Consider the following 16,338-nt stretch of genomic DNA (forward strand, 5'->3'; position numbering starts at 1 on the left):
GTGTTTTCTAGCACTACTGACAATAGTTAAGGTAACTCCTAGGCGATCAAGCTCACATTTAACTCAAATTAATTCAGTCTGATAACGCTCGTTAAATGTACGCAAGAACAATAACTGGGATGACAAAGAGCAGTTTAGCTCAACACCATAACGCTCTCGTAAGAGATACTTCAGAGCCTTGTGGAATTATAACTAGGACGTTATTTAACTAGGGGGATCTATGCCTCGTACCGTGCACCCATCCGAACTAAACGATAAGAAACACAAGGTCAGCGATCAGGATTACGCTCGCACCATTCCTTGTAACCAAGTAAGCATATCCGCCCCATTCCACTGGTTATCGCTTGCACTGCATGACTTAGTGAAAATGCCAATAATCAGCGCATTTTACGGATTGTGTTTCATGGCTGCGGCCATCGCCATCGTGCAACTAGTCCAATGGCAAGGAACACACCTAGTCGTCATGCCAAGCTTGATAGTCTATATGTTGATAGGACCCTTTCTTGCTCTAGGCCTATATGACGCAAGCTGGGAAAGAGAGAAAGGACATTCCCCAAGTTTGTTCCACTCAATGAAAGCAATTACTCGCAACTCCACCCACCAATGGGCCTTTGCGATTGTGTTAATGGTGGCAATGATCTTTTGGATGCGGATTGCTGCGTTATTGCATGCGCTCTACCCTTCCGTACAAGGAGCACCATTAAGCGAGTTTGCACCATTCCTGATTACGGGTTCAGTGATTGGGTTGGTTATCGCTAGCCTGATATTTAGCATCTCAGCATTTTCGATTCCATTAATGATGGAAAGACGTGTAGATGTAATGAGTGCCATTTTTACTAGCTTCAACGCTGTTAAATCAAACATCCCTGCGATGGTCGTTTGGGCTGGTATCATTGGTACAGGTATCTTAGTCGGCTTCGCGACCTACGGTGTCGGTATGATTGTAACGATGCCATTACTTGGTTACGGAACATGGCATGCTTACCACGAAGTCATCAAAAAGAAACATCACGCTTAAATCGTTTCACGATCGATGAGCAATGTTATGATGAGGCCTTAGCTTAAACGCTGAGGCTTTTTTTTGGAGTTAACAACGCTTGTCTTACACCCCGCAACAACATCGAGTAAATAAGAAACTGGGCGAATGCCTAGCTATTGCTAATCAACACTTTTCTCGTGAATTTCCATGCCCAACCGTCACTTACAAGTTAAGAGGAAAGGCAGCGGGAAAAGCCTACCTCCAGTTAAACGAGATAAAACTCAACCAAGTACTATTCAGCGAAAATGAAGACGCCTTTATTAGCGAAGTCGTGCCTCATGAACTCGCACATCTGATCACACATCAGGTCTTCGGACGAGTTAGGCCCCACGGGAATGAGTGGAAATACGTGATGGAAAAGGTATTCAATGTACCGGCCAGAACCACCCACAGCTTGGAGATCACCTCAGTTCAGGGAAAAACCTTTGAGTACCGCTGTGATTGCACTACTTATCCCCTGTCGATTAGAAGACACAACAAAGTCATCCGTAACCAATCAACGTATCGTTGCCAACAATGTCAGCAAACCTTAGCTTTTACCGGCCTTCAATTGAGCTAAATCTTAATCTCACAAGGTAACGCGAATAAATGTAATAGAGAGAACTAACATTTGAGTGCTAGACTGTTGTTTATCATACTTTCATCAGTCTTTTTCCATGCAAAAAACCACTCAAAAAGCATTTGGCCTATCGGTGCCTTTCTACTTATCAATAGTATTTGGCCTACTGGTAACTCAAAGCGTTTTCGCCGCTCCACCAAGCTCATTCTCTAAAGCTAAAAAAGAAGCAGTGAAGATTTATCTCGATCATCCGACTTCATTTTATTGTGGTTGTGACATTACTTGGAAAGACAAAAAGAAAGGTATCCCCGACCTCGACGGCTGTGGTTATCAAGTGAGAAAACAGCAAAAGCGCGCTTCCCGCATTGAGTGGGAACACGTAGTTCCAGCTTGGCAATTTGGCCACCAGCGTCAGTGCTGGCAAGATGGCGGACGTAAGAACTGCACTCGCAATGACAAAATATTTAAATCGATGGAAGCCGACCTTCATAATCTAACTCCGGCAATTGGTGAGGTTAACGGTGATCGCTCCAATTACAATTTCAGTCAGTGGAATGGAATGGATGGCGTGAGCTATGGTCAGTGTGAAATGCAGGTCAACTTCAAACAACGTAAAGTGATGCCACCCGACAGAGCAAAAGGTTCTATCGCGCGTACTTATCTTTATATGAGCCAAGAGTATGGTTTCAAGCTATCTAAGCAGCAGACTAACCTGATGATGGCGTGGAACAAGCAATTCCCTGTCGATAAGTGGGAATGTACCCGTGATGAGCGAATCTATGCCATCCAGGGGAATCACAACCCATTTGTTTTCCCTGCTTGTAAATAACACGACTCAGGCAACCAACATCTCCAATTGCCTCCATCTCAAACAAGAGTTTCAGAATTGCCCCTGAAACTCTTGTTCTACCCTTGTTTTTTCAACTAAAAGCATCCATGTTAGGCAGAGACAAAATACCCAAATGACACTATTTATAGGTTTACCAGCATGAGAATCCCTCGTATCCATCACCCAGAATGCATTCATCAGTTAGGTTCACTCGCTTTAGGCGAAGATGCCGCGGGTCATGTTGGTCGAGTCCTTCGTATGAAAGAAGGTCAAGATGTTCTTCTATTTGATGGCAGTGGCGCTGAATTCCCAGCGACAATTGCTGAAGTATCAAAAAAGAACGTCACAGTTAATGTTACTGAACGTATCGAGCGTAGCAGCGAATCTCCGTTAGACTTACATTTAGGCCAAGTGATTTCACGTGGCGACAAAATGGAATTCACGATTCAGAAATCGGTTGAGCTTGGTGTGAACACCATTACCCCTCTTATTTCAGAGCGCTGTGGCGTTAAGCTTGATACTAAACGCTTCGAGAAAAAGCTCGCGCAGTGGCAAAAGATTGCTATCGCGGCATGTGAACAATCTGGCCGTAATACGGTTCCAGTTATTCGCCCAATCATGCAGCTTGAAGAGTGGTGCAGCGAACCGAGCGAAGCGTTAAAACTAAACCTGCATCCTCGTGCTAAATACTCAATCAATACCCTTCCAGAGCCGATCAGTAAGGTGCGCCTATTGATTGGCCCTGAAGGTGGACTGTCCGCTGAAGAAATAGGCATGACAGAACAATATAAATTTGAAGAGACGCTACTCGGCCCACGTGTACTTCGTACCGAGACAGCAGCTCTAACCGCAATTACTGCCTTACAAGTCCGTTTTGGCGATCTAGGCTAGGAGAAAAAAATGATCAAACTTGGCATCGTAATGGATCCAATTTCATCCATTAACATCAAAAAAGACTCTAGCTTTGCCATGATGCTTGAAGCTCAGCGTCGCGGTTACGAAATCCATTACATGGAAATGGATGATCTACATTTAGATCAAGGCGTAGCCATTGCTGACACTAAGGTTGTTGAACTAAAAGAAGATCCAAACGGCTGGTACGAATTCAAATCAGAACAGACTATCGCTCTCTCTGATTTAGATGCGGTACTGATGCGTAAAGATCCTCCGTTTGATACAGAATACATCTACGCAACTTACATTCTTGAGCGTGCTGAAGAGAACGGCGCACTGATCGTAAACAAGCCACAAAGCTTACGTGACTGTAACGAGAAGCTATTCACGGCTTGGTTCCCTGAACTGACACCAACCACCATCGTGACTCGTAAAGCTGAAAAAATTAAAGCGTTCCGAGAAGAACACGGTGACGTGATTCTAAAACCACTTGATGGTATGGGCGGCGCGTCTATCTTCCGAGTGAAAGAGGGAGATCCAAACGTATCAGTGATCATTGAAACACTGACTAACCACGGTCAGAACTACGCAATGGCGCAAACTTTTGTTCCAGACATCAGCAATGGTGATAAGCGTATTCTTGTGGTTGATGGTGAGCCAATGCCTTACTGTCTAGCTCGTATTCCTGCAAAAGGGGAAACTAGAGGTAACCTTGCTGCTGGCGGTACAGGTGAAGCTCGTCCGCTAAGTGAAACAGACTGGGCTATCGCAAGAGCAGTTGCTCCTGCACTGAAAGAGAAAGGCTTAATCTTTGTTGGGCTTGATGTTATCGGCGACAAGCTGACTGAAATTAACGTCACTAGCCCTACTTGTATCCGTGAAATTGAAGCCGCTTTTGATATTTCAGTTACAGGTAAATTAATGGATGCAATTGAGCGTCGCGTTAACGCTAAATAGCCTAAACTAAAGAAAGTCTTAGCTATTCGAAAACACAGAAATATCTAGGCAAAGAACAATGAGCGGCTTTACGCCGCTCTTTTTCCTTTACTGGGAACACACTGGCAGGAGGCTCTATGAATTTAACGAACCACTTTCTGGTTGCTATGCCCGGAATGAAAGATCCATACTTTCAAAATTCGGTGATTTACCTTTGTGAGCACAATGACGAAGGCGCGATGGGTTTGATGATCAACGCCCCTATTGATGTCACTGTCGGTAGCATGCTTAAGCAAGTTGAGGTTGATTCTGATCAGCCAAAACCCAACCAAGCAAGTCTTGATAAGCCTGTATTGAATGGTGGGCCGGTCGCAGAAGATCGTGGGTTTATTTTGCACAAACCTAAAGGCAGCTATCAATCCAGTATCAGCATGACGGATCAAATATCGGTGACAACCTCAAAAGATATCTTGATGGTATTAGGTACAGAAGATGAACCGATGAATTATCTAGTCGCACTTGGTTATGCAGGGTGGGAACCTGGGCAACTGGAAACCGAACTGACTGAAAACTCATGGTTAACCGTAGAAGCTGATCCAAAGGTCATCTTCGATACGCCAATTTCAGACCGCTGGAAAGTCGCCGTGCAGATGTTAGGTATTAATGCCGCTCAGCTTTCTGCTGACGCTGGTCACGCCTAACTCAGACTCAGACTCAGACTCAGTATATAAACTCTCAAACACAGATTAATTTGGAAGCCCCATGTCACGAACAATTATGGCATTTGACTACGGTACGAAAAGTATCGGCAGTGCGATAGGACAAGAAATCACAGGTACAGCAAGCCCTTTAAAAGCCTTTAAAGCCAAAGATGGTATCCCCAACTGGGACGATATCGAGAAGCAAATCAAAGAGTGGCAGCCGAATCTTATCGTGGTTGGTCTGCCTACCGATCTTCACGGTAAAGATCTAGCAACCATTACACCCAGAGCGAAGAAGTTCGCTAACCGTCTTAAAGGACGCTTTGGTATGGATGTTGAATTGCATGATGAGAGACTTTCTACGACAGAAGCAAGGGCTGACCTTTTTGAAATGGGCGGCTACAAAGCACTAAGTAAAGGCAACGTTGATAATCAATCAGCTGTCGTTATTTTAGAAAGCTGGTTTGAAGCACAATATTCTTAGTTAAAACTAAGCGATTAACATTTGAGCTAATTTATGATCCCACACGAATTTCATGCCGTAGTGCTTGTGCAATTCATAATAAGGACGTGGGAGTTCATATGAAAATTTTTCTAGTCGTCTTCGCTTCTCTAGCAATCACAGCATGCAGCTCTATGAACGGAGGCTCAGCAGGCTATACCGGTGAACAATATCCGACAAAAACCAAATTAGAGAAGGAACGAGGATATTCTAGTAACAACAATAGTTACGGTAACCACTAAATTATCTAGCCAAAAAAACCGCCTTCACAGCGGTTTTTTAGCGTTCAGTATTCAGCATCTATCTAACCCATGTCTATCTTCACTCCAGTCAACGCCCCGGTCCCGTAGTCGTCATCACCACGTCTGGTTTTGAGCATTAAGCGCAAGTCATTAGCAGAATCGGCACTGTGGAACGCATCCTCTTCACTGATTTTGCCTGCTATCACTAAATCATACAACGCTTGGTCAAAGGTCTGCATACCAATCTCTTTCGATTTAGCCATAGTCGCTTTTAGTTCATGCAACTCACCACGACGAATCAAGTCAGACACTCGCGGGCTGTTAAGTAGAATCTCAAATACACCATGACGACCGCTGCCATTCTTATCTCGGATTAATTGCTGAGCGACCACACCACGCAGGTTCATCGACAAATCAAACAAGAACTGTTCTTTCTGCTCTTTAGGCACCAAGTGGAGAATACGTTCTAACGCTTGGTTAGCGTTATTGGCGTGTAAGGTTGCCATACACAAGTGACCCGTTTCAGCAAAGGTCATCGCATATTCCATGGTTTCACGGCTACGGATTTCGCCAATCAAGATCATATCTGGCGCTTGACGTAACGAGTTCTTAAGTGCAACTTCGTAACTCTCGGTGTCGAGCCCTACCTCACGCTGAGTCACGATGCACTTTTTATGTTCGTGAACGAATTCAATTGGGTCTTCAACCGTCAAGATATGCCCCGAGCGGTTGGTATTGCGATAGCCCGTCATTGCAGCCATTGAGGTCGATTTACCAGAGCCCGTCGCACCAACCACCAGCACAAGTCCACGCTTTGCGATTGATAGGTCTTGCAGTACATCAGGAAGCTTTAATTGCTCAAAGGTTGGGATGTTAGTTTCGATACGACGAATGACCGCTCCTGGTAGCTCTCGCTGAAAAAACGCACTCACACGAAAACGACCAAAATCACGCACTATGGCAAAATTAGCCTCACGCGTTTGCTGATATTCATCACGTCGGTCTTGATCCATCATCGCGTCAAGCAACTGTGCGACCTGAGCCGAATTCAGCTTATCTCCTTGAGGGCGAAGTTCACCATCCACACGAAACAGGATTGGAGCATCGACAGTGATATAAAGATCCGAAGCCTTTTGAGAAAGCATCCCCTCAAGGATTTGATTCAATTCCATTTTGTTCACCTTGATTAAAACATAGAGGTTTCAATTTCGATCTTTTTCTCGACCTCTTCTGAATCAACCAGGCCTTGAGCCATCAACTGCTTCGCATTTTGCTCCATGGTCTGCATACCATGTGCCGCGCCCGTTTGAATAATCGAATACATCTGCGCGACCTTATCTTCACGGATCAAGTTTCTGATCGCAGGTGTCGCCATCATGATTTCATGACAAGCCACACGACCGCCACCGACACGCTTCAACAGCTTTTGGGCAATCACCGAACGTAACGATTCAGATAGCATTGAACGCACCATGTCTTTGTCGCTACCCGGGAATACATCGATAATACGGTCTATGGTTTTTGCCGCAGAGCTCGTGTGCAAAGTACCAAAAACTAAGTGACCCGTTTCTGCTGCGGTTAGCGCTAAGCTAATCGTCTCTTGGTCACGAAGTTCACCCACAAGGATTACGTCGGGATCTTCACGCAACGCACTACGCAATGCAGCTTTGAAGCTGTGAGTGTCGCGGTGCACTTCTCGTTGGTTGATTAGGCATTTGTTGTTGGTATGAACAAATTCGATCGGGTCTTCAATCGTCAATATATGCTTATTATGGTTACGGTTAACGTAATCCACCATCGCTGCCAAAGTTGTCGACTTACCTGAACCAGTCGGCCCTGTGACCAATACTAGCCCTTTTTCATAATTAGATATTCTTTCAAAGATCTCAGGAGCCCCTAGCTGTTCAAGGGTAGGAATCTCTACTGGAATGGTACGAAACACAGCAGAGCAGCCACGAGATTGGTTAAAAGCATTAACACGGAAACGACCAACGTTGGGTAATTCAAAAGAGAAGTCGACTTCCAGTTTTTCTTCAAATTCACCGCGTTGTGAATCACTCATGATCTCAAAAACCAAACGATGCACATCAGCATGACTCAAAGCTGGTATTCCAAGCTTCCTTACTTCACCATCTATACGTACCATTGGAGATACACCCGCAGAAAGATGTAGATCTGACGCGTTATGCTTTACACTAAAATCTAGTAACTCAGTGATATCCATTTATTTTCCCTTAAGTAAAGTCAGCTATGAGTAGTATTCAACAAAATATCGAACAAATCACCTCACAGATACGTAGTGCTGAGCAAAAGTGCGGACGAGCTCCAGAGTCCGTGCAACTTTTAGCCGTCAGTAAAACTAAACCTATTGATGCGATTCTAGAAGCCGCACTCGGAGGCCAAGTTGCCTTTGGTGAAAACTATGTTCAAGAAGGTGTAGATAAAGTAAAACACTTTTCAGAACAACATTCTAACCTAAATTTAGAATGGCATTTTATTGGTCCAATTCAATCCAATAAAACCCGCCCTATCGCAGAAAGCTTCCAGTGGGTGCATTCTGTCGATCGCGATAAAATCGCGCAAAGGCTTAATGATCAACGACCAAACGAGCTTCCACCTCTACAAGTACTCATTCAAGTGAACACCAGTGGTGAAAATTCGAAATCAGGAACGTCAGAAGAGACAGTTTTTGCACTCGCAGAGTTGATTTCGTCGCTCCCTAACCTCACGTTAAGAGGATTGATGTCGATTCCTGCAAACGTATCTGACTATCAATCTCAGCTTAATGCATTTTCTCAACTGGCGGAGCTTAAAGGCAAGCTAGCCGTGAAGTATCCAAACATAGATACCCTTTCGATGGGTATGAGTGGTGATATGGATGCGGCAGTTGAGGCTGGTAGCACAATGGTTCGTATTGGAACGGCTATTTTCGGTGCTCGTGATTACGCAAAATAGCGACGGCAAGCAGCAAGAAATAGCTACAGCAAGCAACGAAAAATACAGTATTGATACCGCTTCGCTTTAACCGCGCAGCGACATGCTCAGGATTTTATATATGGAACATAAGAACATCGCCTTTATTGGGGCGGGAAATATGGTTCGCTCGATTGTAGCGGGCTTAGTGGCGAGTGGTTACCCAGCGCAAAAGATTACTGCAACAGCGCCTTCAGACACCAGAAGGCTGCCGTTAGAGCAAGAGTACGGCATCAATACCACCAGCGATAATATTGCCGCAGCAGAACAAGCAGACGTTGTTGTGTTATCCGTGAAGCCACAAATGATGGCTGATGTATGTAAACCCTTACAAGATATCGACTTCAGCAACAAACTGGTTATCTCAATTGCCGCGGGTATTAATGCGAATCGACTCAATGAGATGTTAAACTGCCAGCTGAACCTTGTTCGTGTGATGCCAAACACGCCATCACTACTTGGTAAAGGGATGAGCGGCCTTTATGCTGACTCAACGGTTAGTAAGGGCGATAAAGAGTTCGCTTCTCAGCTAATGCAAGCCGTAGGTGAGGTAAGCTGGGTTGAACAAGAGTCTGGTATCAACAACATCATTGCGGCGGCGGGGAGTGCTCCGGCTTACTTCTTCCTGTTTATGGAGGCGATGCAAGCTGAAGCAATTAACCAAGGTTTTGACCAAGAAACCGCTCGTAAATTAGTGCAGCAATCTGCATTAGGCGCGGCAGAGATGGTAGTAGCAAATCCAAATACTGAATTATCAACACTGCGCGAGCAAGTGACTTCAAAAGGCGGAACGACCGCAGAAGCATTGCGCACGTTTAACGACCATCAACTATCAGACATCGTAGCGAAAGCCATGCAAGCGGCGGTTGCTCGAGCTGAAGAGATGGAAAAACTGTTTTAATACTCGTTACAGTACAAAAGCATTGTGCCGTTCGGGTTATACCTAGCGGCAAGTAAATCCGAAAAAGGAAACAATATGAATTCGATGAGCTTTCTGATCTCGACCGTTTTTGATCTTTACATCATGGTTGTGATCTTGCGTATCTGGCTACAAGCATCACGTGCAGATTTCTACAACCCATTCTCACAATTTATCGTAAAAGCGACACAACCGGTTGTTGCCCCACTACGCCGAGTGATTCCATCAATAGGCAGCCTTGACCTTGCGACTGTTGTTTTCGCTTATGTGCTGTGTGTACTTAAGTTCGTCGCTCTAAACTTGATTATCTCTGGCGGTGCGGCTGTATTTGATATTAGCTTCCTGATCTTTGGCGCGCTATCTCTGCTCAAAGCAGCTGGTGGGTTAATTTTCTGGGTTCTACTGATCCGTGCAATCCTGAGCTGGGTTAGCCAAGGCCGTAGCCCAATCGAATACGTATTCCATCAGTTAACAGAACCAATGCTAACGCCAATTCGCCGTATCCTTCCTGATATGGGTGGCTTCGACCTAAGTGTGCTTGTTCTGTTCATTGTTCTGCAATTTGCGAACTTCTTAATGGGCGACATGATCGGTCCTATTTGGTATCAGCTATAGTTCAAGTACGAACATCAGGTACTTTGACAATGCCAAAAGCAGTTTGGGCCGAAGAAAACGATATTCTTCTTAGGCTCTACATCCAACCCAAAGCAAGCCGAGACAAGATTGTCGGCTTGCACGGAGAGGAACTGAAAATTGCCATTACTGCACCACCGGTTGATGGCAAAGCAAATGCTCACTTAGCGAAATACCTAGCCAAGCAATTTAAGGTCGCTAAAGGGCAAATTAAGATAGAGAAGGGAGAGCTAGGTCGGCATAAGCAAGTTCGAATATGCTCACCAAGCCAGATCCCAACTGAAGTCAAAGCCATCCTATGATGGCTTTTTGCTATTTATTGGAGTCATTATGCGTCTATGGATAACAGCACTACTCACCGCTCTGATTGCCCTACCAAGCTCGGCAGGACAGTTTAAAAGTATCAAGGATGTCGAGGTTCATTACTCGGCTTTCAATTCCACGTTTTTAACTGCGCAGGTCGCTAAGCAATATAAGCTGAAACGAAACGGATACTCAGCGATTCTAAATATCAGCGTGCTAGACAACGCTTCTCTAGGAAAGCCTGCAACAACGGCTAAAATTACGGGAACAGCTCGGAACCTAGTAGGTAACACTCGCACGCTTAACTTCCGTGAAATAAAGGAAGGCGATGCGATTTATTACCTTGCAGAGTTCCCTATCACTCACGAAGAAAACATCACCTTTAATATTGATGTTAACGCAGGTTTGAAAGGCACAGGCCCACTGCGTTTCACACAAAAATTCTATATAGAAGAGTAGCTTCAAAGCTCACTTTTCTAGTCATTAACTTATTAGAGCCACATCCCCATGAGTAAGATTGTTTTAGCCACAGGCAACCAAGGCAAAGTTCGCGAGATGGCAGATATTCTGTCTGAGTTTGGTTTCGACGTTGTCGCGCAAAGTGAATTTAACGTTTCAGAAGTCGCAGAAACGGGAACAACTTTCATTGAAAATGCCATCATCAAAGCTCGCCACGCTGCGAAAGAAACAGGGCTGCCAGCCATTGCTGACGATTCTGGCTTAGAAGTTGATTTCCTTAATGGTGCACCCGGTATCTACTCAGCGCGTTACTCAGGTGAAGGGGCGACTGATAAGCAAAACATCGAAAAGCTGTTAGATGCTATGCAAGGTGTCGACGTTGAAAAACGCACAGCTCGTTTTCACTGTGTATTGGTACTAATGCGTCACGAAAACGATCCGACTCCATTAGTATGTCACGGTAAATGGGAAGGTCGCATTCTGACTGAAGAACACGGTGAGAATGGCTTTGGCTACGATCCTGTATTCTTTGTACCAGAAGATAACTGCGCCTCAGCAGAACTTGAATCGTCACGTAAGAAGCAACTGTCACACCGTGGTAAAGCCCTCGCGTCATTATTTAAGACTCTCAAGGAGCAAGCTCTGTAATGCACAATGCAGCGCTAATACCACCCGCACTCAGCCTCTATGTCCACATTCCATGGTGTGTACAAAAGTGTCCGTATTGTGATTTTAACTCTCACGCTCTAAAAGCCGAGATTCCTGAAAAAGAGTATATAGATGCTCTGCTTGAGGATCTCGATACTGATATCGAAAAATACCAACTCAATGGCGCACCTCGCCCATTGCATTCGATCTTTATTGGTGGCGGCACGCCGAGTCTATTTTCTCCAGAAGGAATAGGTCGATTGCTGCAAGGTATTGAACAACGCATCCCGTTCAAACCTGAAATAGAAATCACCATGGAAGCCAACCCGGGCACCATAGAAGCTGAACGTTTTGCAGGTTACCAAAAGGCAGGTATTAGTCGTATCTCAGTTGGTGTACAAAGTTTTGAGCAAGAGAAACTGGAAAGGCTTGGCCGTATTCATGGTCAAGATGAAGCGGTCAACGCAGCTCACTTAGCACATAAAATTGGATTAAATAGCTTCAACCTAGATCTAATGCACGGCTTACCCGATCAAAGCATTGATCAAGCGTTGGCTGACTTAGACAAAGCGATCGAGCTCGACCCTCCACATTTGTCTTGGTATCAGCTAACAATAGAACCTAACACCATGTTCTATTACAAAACGCCACAGCTGCCTGACGATGATGACCTTTGGGATATCTTCGACTTAGGCCATAAGAAGCTCGCAGATGCAGGTTATGTACAGTACGAAATTTCAGGTTACAGTAAGCCGGGATATCAGTGTCAGCATAATCTCAACTACTGGCGCTTTGGTGACTACCTAGGTATTGGCTGTGGCTCTCATGGCAAGCTGAGCTTTGCAGATGGACGTATTGTTCGCACCACTAAGGTTAAACACCCTAGAGGCTACCTAGCAGCGTATCAGAATCTGGTGAAACCCTATCTGTCGGATGAACTTGAAGTACCTAATGAGGACCGCCCTTTTGAGTTCTTCATGAACCGCTTCAGGCTAATGGAAGCGTGTCCAAAACAAGACTTCATTGATACGACTGGGTTAGAGTTTAATTCGATTCAGCCAACGATAGAATGGGCTAAAGAGCTCAGTTATCTTAATGAAACCGACAGCCATTGGCAGATCACTGAAAAAGGAAAACTCTTCTTAAACGATTTGCTTGAAGCCTTTATGGCAGAAGAAGACGAATAGAGCGAGATTCGAGAAGTATTGCATAAGGGTTGGCTTTAGGGTCACCCTTTTTATTGTAAGAACCTTTCTCGAAGCGAAGCGCTCTATAGGACGAAGTCCGTGCTCGCATCTCGCATCTTTCTTCTAAAAAATAGAGCGACCAATACGCTCTGAGAGCAATTCTAAAGCCTGAGTTCCCGCTAGTGAATTACCCGACGCGTCCAGTTCCGGAGACCACACCGCGATCGTCATTTCGCCAGGAACAATCGCAATAATCCCACCGCCAACACCCGATTTACCCGGCATACCAACACGATAGGCAAACTCTCCCGCCCCATCGTACAAACCACATGTCGCAAGCAAAGCATTCAGCTGTTTGGTTTGAACTGGCGTGATGATCTCTTTCTTGGTCTGAACCGACACACCTTTGTTTGCCAAATAGCTAAAGGTCTTCGCCAAGTCAACACAGGTCATTTTAAGCGCACAAGCATGAAAGTAATTGTTGAGTACGGGAATAACATCGTTCTCAAAATTACCAAATGAACGCATCAAATAAGCGATAGCAGCATTACGATCGCTGTGCATCATCTCAGAAGCCGCCACAACCTTGTCATACACAATATGAGTATCACCTGATAGCTGACGAACAAATTCTAATAAACGATGTCTTGGCGCTGATAGACGGCTTTGTAATAAGTCGGCAACGACAATCGCGCCAGCATTAATAAACGGGTTACGAGGGATGCCGTGTTCCATCTCAAGCTGAATCATCGAGTTAAAGGCTTGTCCTGAAGGCTCCTTCCCTACTCGCTGCCATATCTCTTCCGGCTTATACAGCACCATTGCTAGCGTCAGGCTTAGAGCTTTCGAAATTGATTGCACGGAAAAGGCTTCATCAGCATCGCCAGCTTGAATAACTTCACCTTCATTGGTGTATACCGCAATCGCCAGTTTCTGATTCGATACGCGAGCCAATGCAGGAATATAGTCAGCGACCTTTCCCTGACCAATTAAGGGACGAACTTCGTCTAAAATCTCGGCTAAAATAGCTTGAGTTGGTTTCATGTGAGCTTACTTCTTATTGTTATTTTTGTAGGGGTGTGACATTCAGTTTTGTCCTTAAACTTCTAATTAGATAAAAGACTAAGGACAAAAAAAGCCAACACTACAATAATGTTGGCTTTTATCAATCCCATAAAGTGTAGGGTTTAATCCTAAGTCGGATTCAACTTCACTTAATTTGATTCAGAATTACTTAGTACGCTTGAACTTAATGTCCCAAACACCATGACCTAAACGGTGGCCACGAGCTTCAAACTTAGTCAGTGGACGCTCGTCTGGACGAGGAATGTAATCCCCATCTTCAGCGATATTCTCGAAACCTGGAGCTACGTTCATCACTTCAATCATATGTTCTGCGTAGTTTTCCCAGTCTGTTGCCATGTGGAAAATACCAGTATCAAGTTGAAGCTTGCCGCGAACCATCTCTGCAAACTCAGCCTTAACAATACGACGTTTGTGGTGACGAGCTTTGTGCCATGGGTCAGGGAAGAACAGTTGCAATGTATGCAGGCTGCTATCTGGGATCATGTGTTCAAATACTTCTACTGCATCGTGACACATTACACGCAAGTTAGTTACGCCAGCATCGCGAGCTGTACCTAAACACGCACCAACACCTGGGCTGTGAACTTCAATACCTAAGAAGTTTTTCTCAGGCGCATTCTTTGCCATTTCAACCAGTGATGCACCCATACCGAAGCCAATTTCTAGTACAACAGGGTTGTCGTTGCCAAACACTTCTTTCCAATTAAGAAGTTCTGGATTGTAGTCGATACCCATTGTTGGCCAACATTCGTTCATCGCGTTTTCTTGGCCTTTTGTTAAGCGGCCTTCGCGGCGAACAAAACTACGGATCTTACGAACCAGTTTGCCGTCTTCAGTATATTCGTTAGTGGTCACTTCACTCATTGATTTTTGCCTGCACATTGATTAATCAAAGCGGGGATTATCCAAAGAATTGCCTCCGGTGCAAGTCTTTCCGTGGATAAATTCCCACACAATTTGTCTGTTTTACATCCAACCGTAAGTGTGGTGCAATTTCACTCCTAATAATAGCAAAGCATAGAGCATGTCGTGACTCCTTTCGCAACCGCCATATTAAAGTGGTATGACGCCTTTGGGCGTAAAGAATTACCTTGGCAACAAAACAAAACCGCCTACACCGTTTGGCTATCTGAAATCATGCTTCAGCAGACTCAAGTCGCCACGGTGATTCCATACTACCAACGCTTCTTAGAACGTTTCCCAACGGTTATTGACCTAGCGAACGCCGAGCAAGACGAGGTACTTCACTTATGGACAGGGCTTGGCTATTACGCGCGAGCTCGTAACTTGCACAAGGCTGCCAAGATTGTTGCTGAGCAATACGGTGGTGAGTTTCCGCTTTCTATCGAAGAAATGAACGCGCTACCGGGTATTGGACGTTCTACTGCCGCTGCAGTGCTGTCCTCTGTGCATAAACTCCCTCATGCGATTCTTGATGGCAACGTCAAGCGCACCTTGGCGAGAAGCTTTGCAGTAGAAGGTTGGCCGGGGCAAAAGAAAGTCGAGAACCAGCTTTGGGAACACGCAGAAGCACACACTCCCAATCAAGATGTCGATAAGTACAATCAAGCCATGATGGATATGGGTGCCATGGTTTGTACTCGTAGCAAGCCCAAATGTACGTTGTGCCCGATTGAAAGCATGTGCGAGGCTAAGAAGCTCGATAGACAGCTCGATTTCCCTGGCAAAAAGCCTAAGAAAGAAAAGCCAATAAAAGAAACATGGTTTGTGATTCTGTACCACGATAATCAAGTATGGCTCGAACAACGCCCTCAGTCTGGTATCTGGGGAGGACTGTTCTGTTTCCCTCAAAATGAAAACGCAGAGATCGAACATCAATTAGATCTTCGTTCGATCAAAGACAACGAAACCGATTCGATCAAGACCATGATTGCGTTTCGACATACTTTCAGCCACTACCACTTAGATATCACACCTGTATTAGTAAAATTAGATAAACAACCAGATTTGATAATGGAAGGGACTAAAGGTCTCTGGTATAACTTATCAAAACCGGAAGAAATTGGCCTAGCAGCTCCTGTAAAGCAGCTTATTGAGAGCCTACCCTTTGAACTGAACGACGACGTTTGAATCAACGAACGCGATAAGAGGAACCACTATGAGCCGCACTGTATTTTGTGCTCGCCTTCAAAAAGATGCTGAAGGCCTAGATTTTCAACTTTACCCAGGTGACTTAGGTAAGCGTATCTTTGACAACATCTCTAAAGAAGCTTGGGGGCAATGGCAAAGCAAGCAAACCATGCTTATCAATGAGAAGAAGCTAAATATGATGGATCCTGAACATCGTAAACTTCTTGAAACTGAGATGGTTAACTTCCTTTTCGAAGGTAAAGATGTCGTTATTGATGGCTACACTCCACCAAGCGAATAAGACATTTATTTAAGCAAATTTTAATGACATCATGGT

Annotated in this window: 20 protein-coding genes; 16 read left to right on the top strand and 4 right to left on the bottom strand. The window is 44.8% G+C overall.

Annotated elements, in window-relative coordinates; translation table 11 throughout:
• Window positions 1–220: 220 nt before the first annotated feature.
• The 7 genes from AC3CIA_RS13565 to ruvX all read left to right on the top strand — a co-directional run bounded on the left by AC3CIA_RS13565 (window position 221) and on the right by ruvX (window position 5,442).
• The gene (locus AC3CIA_RS13565; protein ID WP_054547453.1) at window positions 221–1,018 is read left to right on the top strand and encodes a DUF2189 domain-containing protein; all 798 of its coding nucleotides are present in this window, start codon (window positions 221–223) and stop codon (window positions 1,016–1,018) included.
• Between the two features lie 79 nt (window positions 1,019–1,097).
• The gene (locus AC3CIA_RS13570; RefSeq protein WP_004735485.1) at window positions 1,098–1,598 is read left to right on the top strand and encodes a SprT family zinc-dependent metalloprotease; all 501 of its coding nucleotides are present in this window, start codon (window positions 1,098–1,100) and stop codon (window positions 1,596–1,598) included.
• A 97-nt stretch (window positions 1,599–1,695) separates the two neighbouring features.
• Window positions 1,696–2,427, top strand: coding sequence for an endonuclease (locus AC3CIA_RS13575; protein WP_054547452.1), 732 nt, complete (start codon window positions 1,696–1,698; stop codon window positions 2,425–2,427).
• A 159-nt stretch (window positions 2,428–2,586) separates the two neighbouring features.
• Window positions 2,587–3,318: a 16S rRNA (uracil(1498)-N(3))-methyltransferase gene (rsmE, locus tag AC3CIA_RS13580; RefSeq protein ID WP_054547451.1), complete on the top strand. Its 732-nt coding sequence runs from the start codon at window positions 2,587–2,589 to the stop codon at window positions 3,316–3,318.
• Between the two features lie 9 nt (window positions 3,319–3,327).
• Window positions 3,328–4,278, top strand: coding sequence for a glutathione synthase (gene gshB, locus AC3CIA_RS13585; RefSeq protein WP_004735482.1), 951 nt, complete (start codon window positions 3,328–3,330; stop codon window positions 4,276–4,278).
• Window positions 4,279–4,394: 116 nt separating this feature from the next.
• Window positions 4,395–4,958 carry a YqgE/AlgH family protein gene (locus AC3CIA_RS13590; RefSeq protein ID WP_017095267.1) on the top strand — a complete coding sequence of 188 codons (564 nt, stop codon included), beginning with the start codon at window positions 4,395–4,397 and terminating at the stop codon, window positions 4,956–4,958.
• A gap of 61 nt (window positions 4,959–5,019) precedes the next feature.
• The gene (gene ruvX, locus AC3CIA_RS13595) at window positions 5,020–5,442 is read left to right on the top strand and encodes a Holliday junction resolvase RuvX (RefSeq protein WP_488518236.1); all 423 of its coding nucleotides are present in this window, start codon (window positions 5,020–5,022) and stop codon (window positions 5,440–5,442) included.
• A gap of 322 nt (window positions 5,443–5,764) precedes the next feature.
• Here the strand turns inward: ruvX and AC3CIA_RS13600 are convergent, their stop codons facing one another.
• The gene (locus AC3CIA_RS13600; protein WP_488518237.1) at window positions 5,765–6,874 is read right to left on the bottom strand and encodes a PilT/PilU family type 4a pilus ATPase; all 1,110 of its coding nucleotides are present in this window, start codon (window positions 6,872–6,874) and stop codon (window positions 5,765–5,767) included.
• 14 nt (window positions 6,875–6,888) lie between these two features.
• Window positions 6,889–7,926, bottom strand: a complete 1,038-nt coding sequence (locus AC3CIA_RS13605; RefSeq protein ID WP_004735478.1) for a type IV pilus twitching motility protein PilT — start codon at window positions 7,924–7,926, stop codon at window positions 6,889–6,891.
• Between the two features lie 26 nt (window positions 7,927–7,952).
• On the opposite strand from AC3CIA_RS13605, the gene AC3CIA_RS13610 reads away from it, so the two are divergent.
• The 7 genes from AC3CIA_RS13610 to hemW all read left to right on the top strand — a co-directional run bounded on the left by AC3CIA_RS13610 (window position 7,953) and on the right by hemW (window position 12,824).
• Window positions 7,953–8,657, top strand: a complete 705-nt coding sequence (locus AC3CIA_RS13610) for a YggS family pyridoxal phosphate-dependent enzyme (RefSeq protein ID WP_488518238.1) — start codon at window positions 7,953–7,955, stop codon at window positions 8,655–8,657.
• Between the two features lie 100 nt (window positions 8,658–8,757).
• A complete protein-coding gene (proC, locus tag AC3CIA_RS13615; RefSeq protein WP_017091305.1) occupies window positions 8,758–9,576 on the top strand; it encodes a pyrroline-5-carboxylate reductase in 819 nt (272 codons plus the stop codon).
• Between the two features lie 75 nt (window positions 9,577–9,651).
• Window positions 9,652–10,209, top strand: coding sequence for a YggT family protein (locus tag AC3CIA_RS13620; protein ID WP_004735475.1), 558 nt, complete (start codon window positions 9,652–9,654; stop codon window positions 10,207–10,209).
• A gap of 29 nt (window positions 10,210–10,238) precedes the next feature.
• Window positions 10,239–10,529 carry a DUF167 family protein YggU gene (yggU, locus tag AC3CIA_RS13625; protein WP_488518239.1) on the top strand — a complete coding sequence of 97 codons (291 nt, stop codon included), beginning with the start codon at window positions 10,239–10,241 and terminating at the stop codon, window positions 10,527–10,529.
• A 28-nt stretch (window positions 10,530–10,557) separates the two neighbouring features.
• The gene (locus tag AC3CIA_RS13630; RefSeq protein ID WP_004735472.1) at window positions 10,558–10,989 is read left to right on the top strand and encodes a DUF4426 domain-containing protein; all 432 of its coding nucleotides are present in this window, start codon (window positions 10,558–10,560) and stop codon (window positions 10,987–10,989) included.
• 48 nt (window positions 10,990–11,037) lie between these two features.
• Window positions 11,038–11,637 carry an XTP/dITP diphosphatase gene (locus AC3CIA_RS13635; RefSeq protein WP_488518240.1) on the top strand — a complete coding sequence of 200 codons (600 nt, stop codon included), beginning with the start codon at window positions 11,038–11,040 and terminating at the stop codon, window positions 11,635–11,637.
• Complete coding sequence (hemW, locus tag AC3CIA_RS13640; protein WP_488518241.1) at window positions 11,637–12,824, top strand: radical SAM family heme chaperone HemW; 1,188 nt, start codon at window positions 11,637–11,639, stop codon at window positions 12,822–12,824. Before AC3CIA_RS13635 ends, hemW begins: the two co-directional genes overlap by 1 nt.
• Before the next feature lie 123 nt (window positions 12,825–12,947).
• Here the strand turns inward: hemW and glsB are convergent, their stop codons facing one another.
• Window positions 12,948–13,868 (bottom strand): glutaminase B, encoded by a 921-nt coding sequence (gene glsB, locus AC3CIA_RS13645; protein ID WP_009847707.1) that lies wholly within the window; start codon window positions 13,866–13,868, stop codon window positions 12,948–12,950.
• Window positions 13,869–14,054: 186 nt separating this feature from the next.
• A complete protein-coding gene (trmB, locus tag AC3CIA_RS13650; RefSeq protein ID WP_004735468.1) occupies window positions 14,055–14,774 on the bottom strand; it encodes a tRNA (guanosine(46)-N7)-methyltransferase TrmB in 720 nt (239 codons plus the stop codon).
• A 165-nt stretch (window positions 14,775–14,939) separates the two neighbouring features.
• Here trmB and mutY point away from each other — a divergent pair, with 165 nt between their 5' ends.
• Entirely contained in the window at window positions 14,940–16,001 is a 1,062-nt protein-coding gene (gene mutY / locus AC3CIA_RS13655; RefSeq protein ID WP_102340774.1) for an A/G-specific adenine glycosylase, read from the top strand.
• A gap of 28 nt (window positions 16,002–16,029) precedes the next feature.
• Window positions 16,030–16,302 carry an oxidative damage protection protein gene (locus AC3CIA_RS13660; RefSeq protein WP_004735465.1) on the top strand — a complete coding sequence of 91 codons (273 nt, stop codon included), beginning with the start codon at window positions 16,030–16,032 and terminating at the stop codon, window positions 16,300–16,302.
• The last annotated feature ends 36 nt before the right edge of the window (window positions 16,303–16,338 follow it).

This window comes from Vibrio sp. QJM3NY_27 (genome assembly GCF_057785955.1).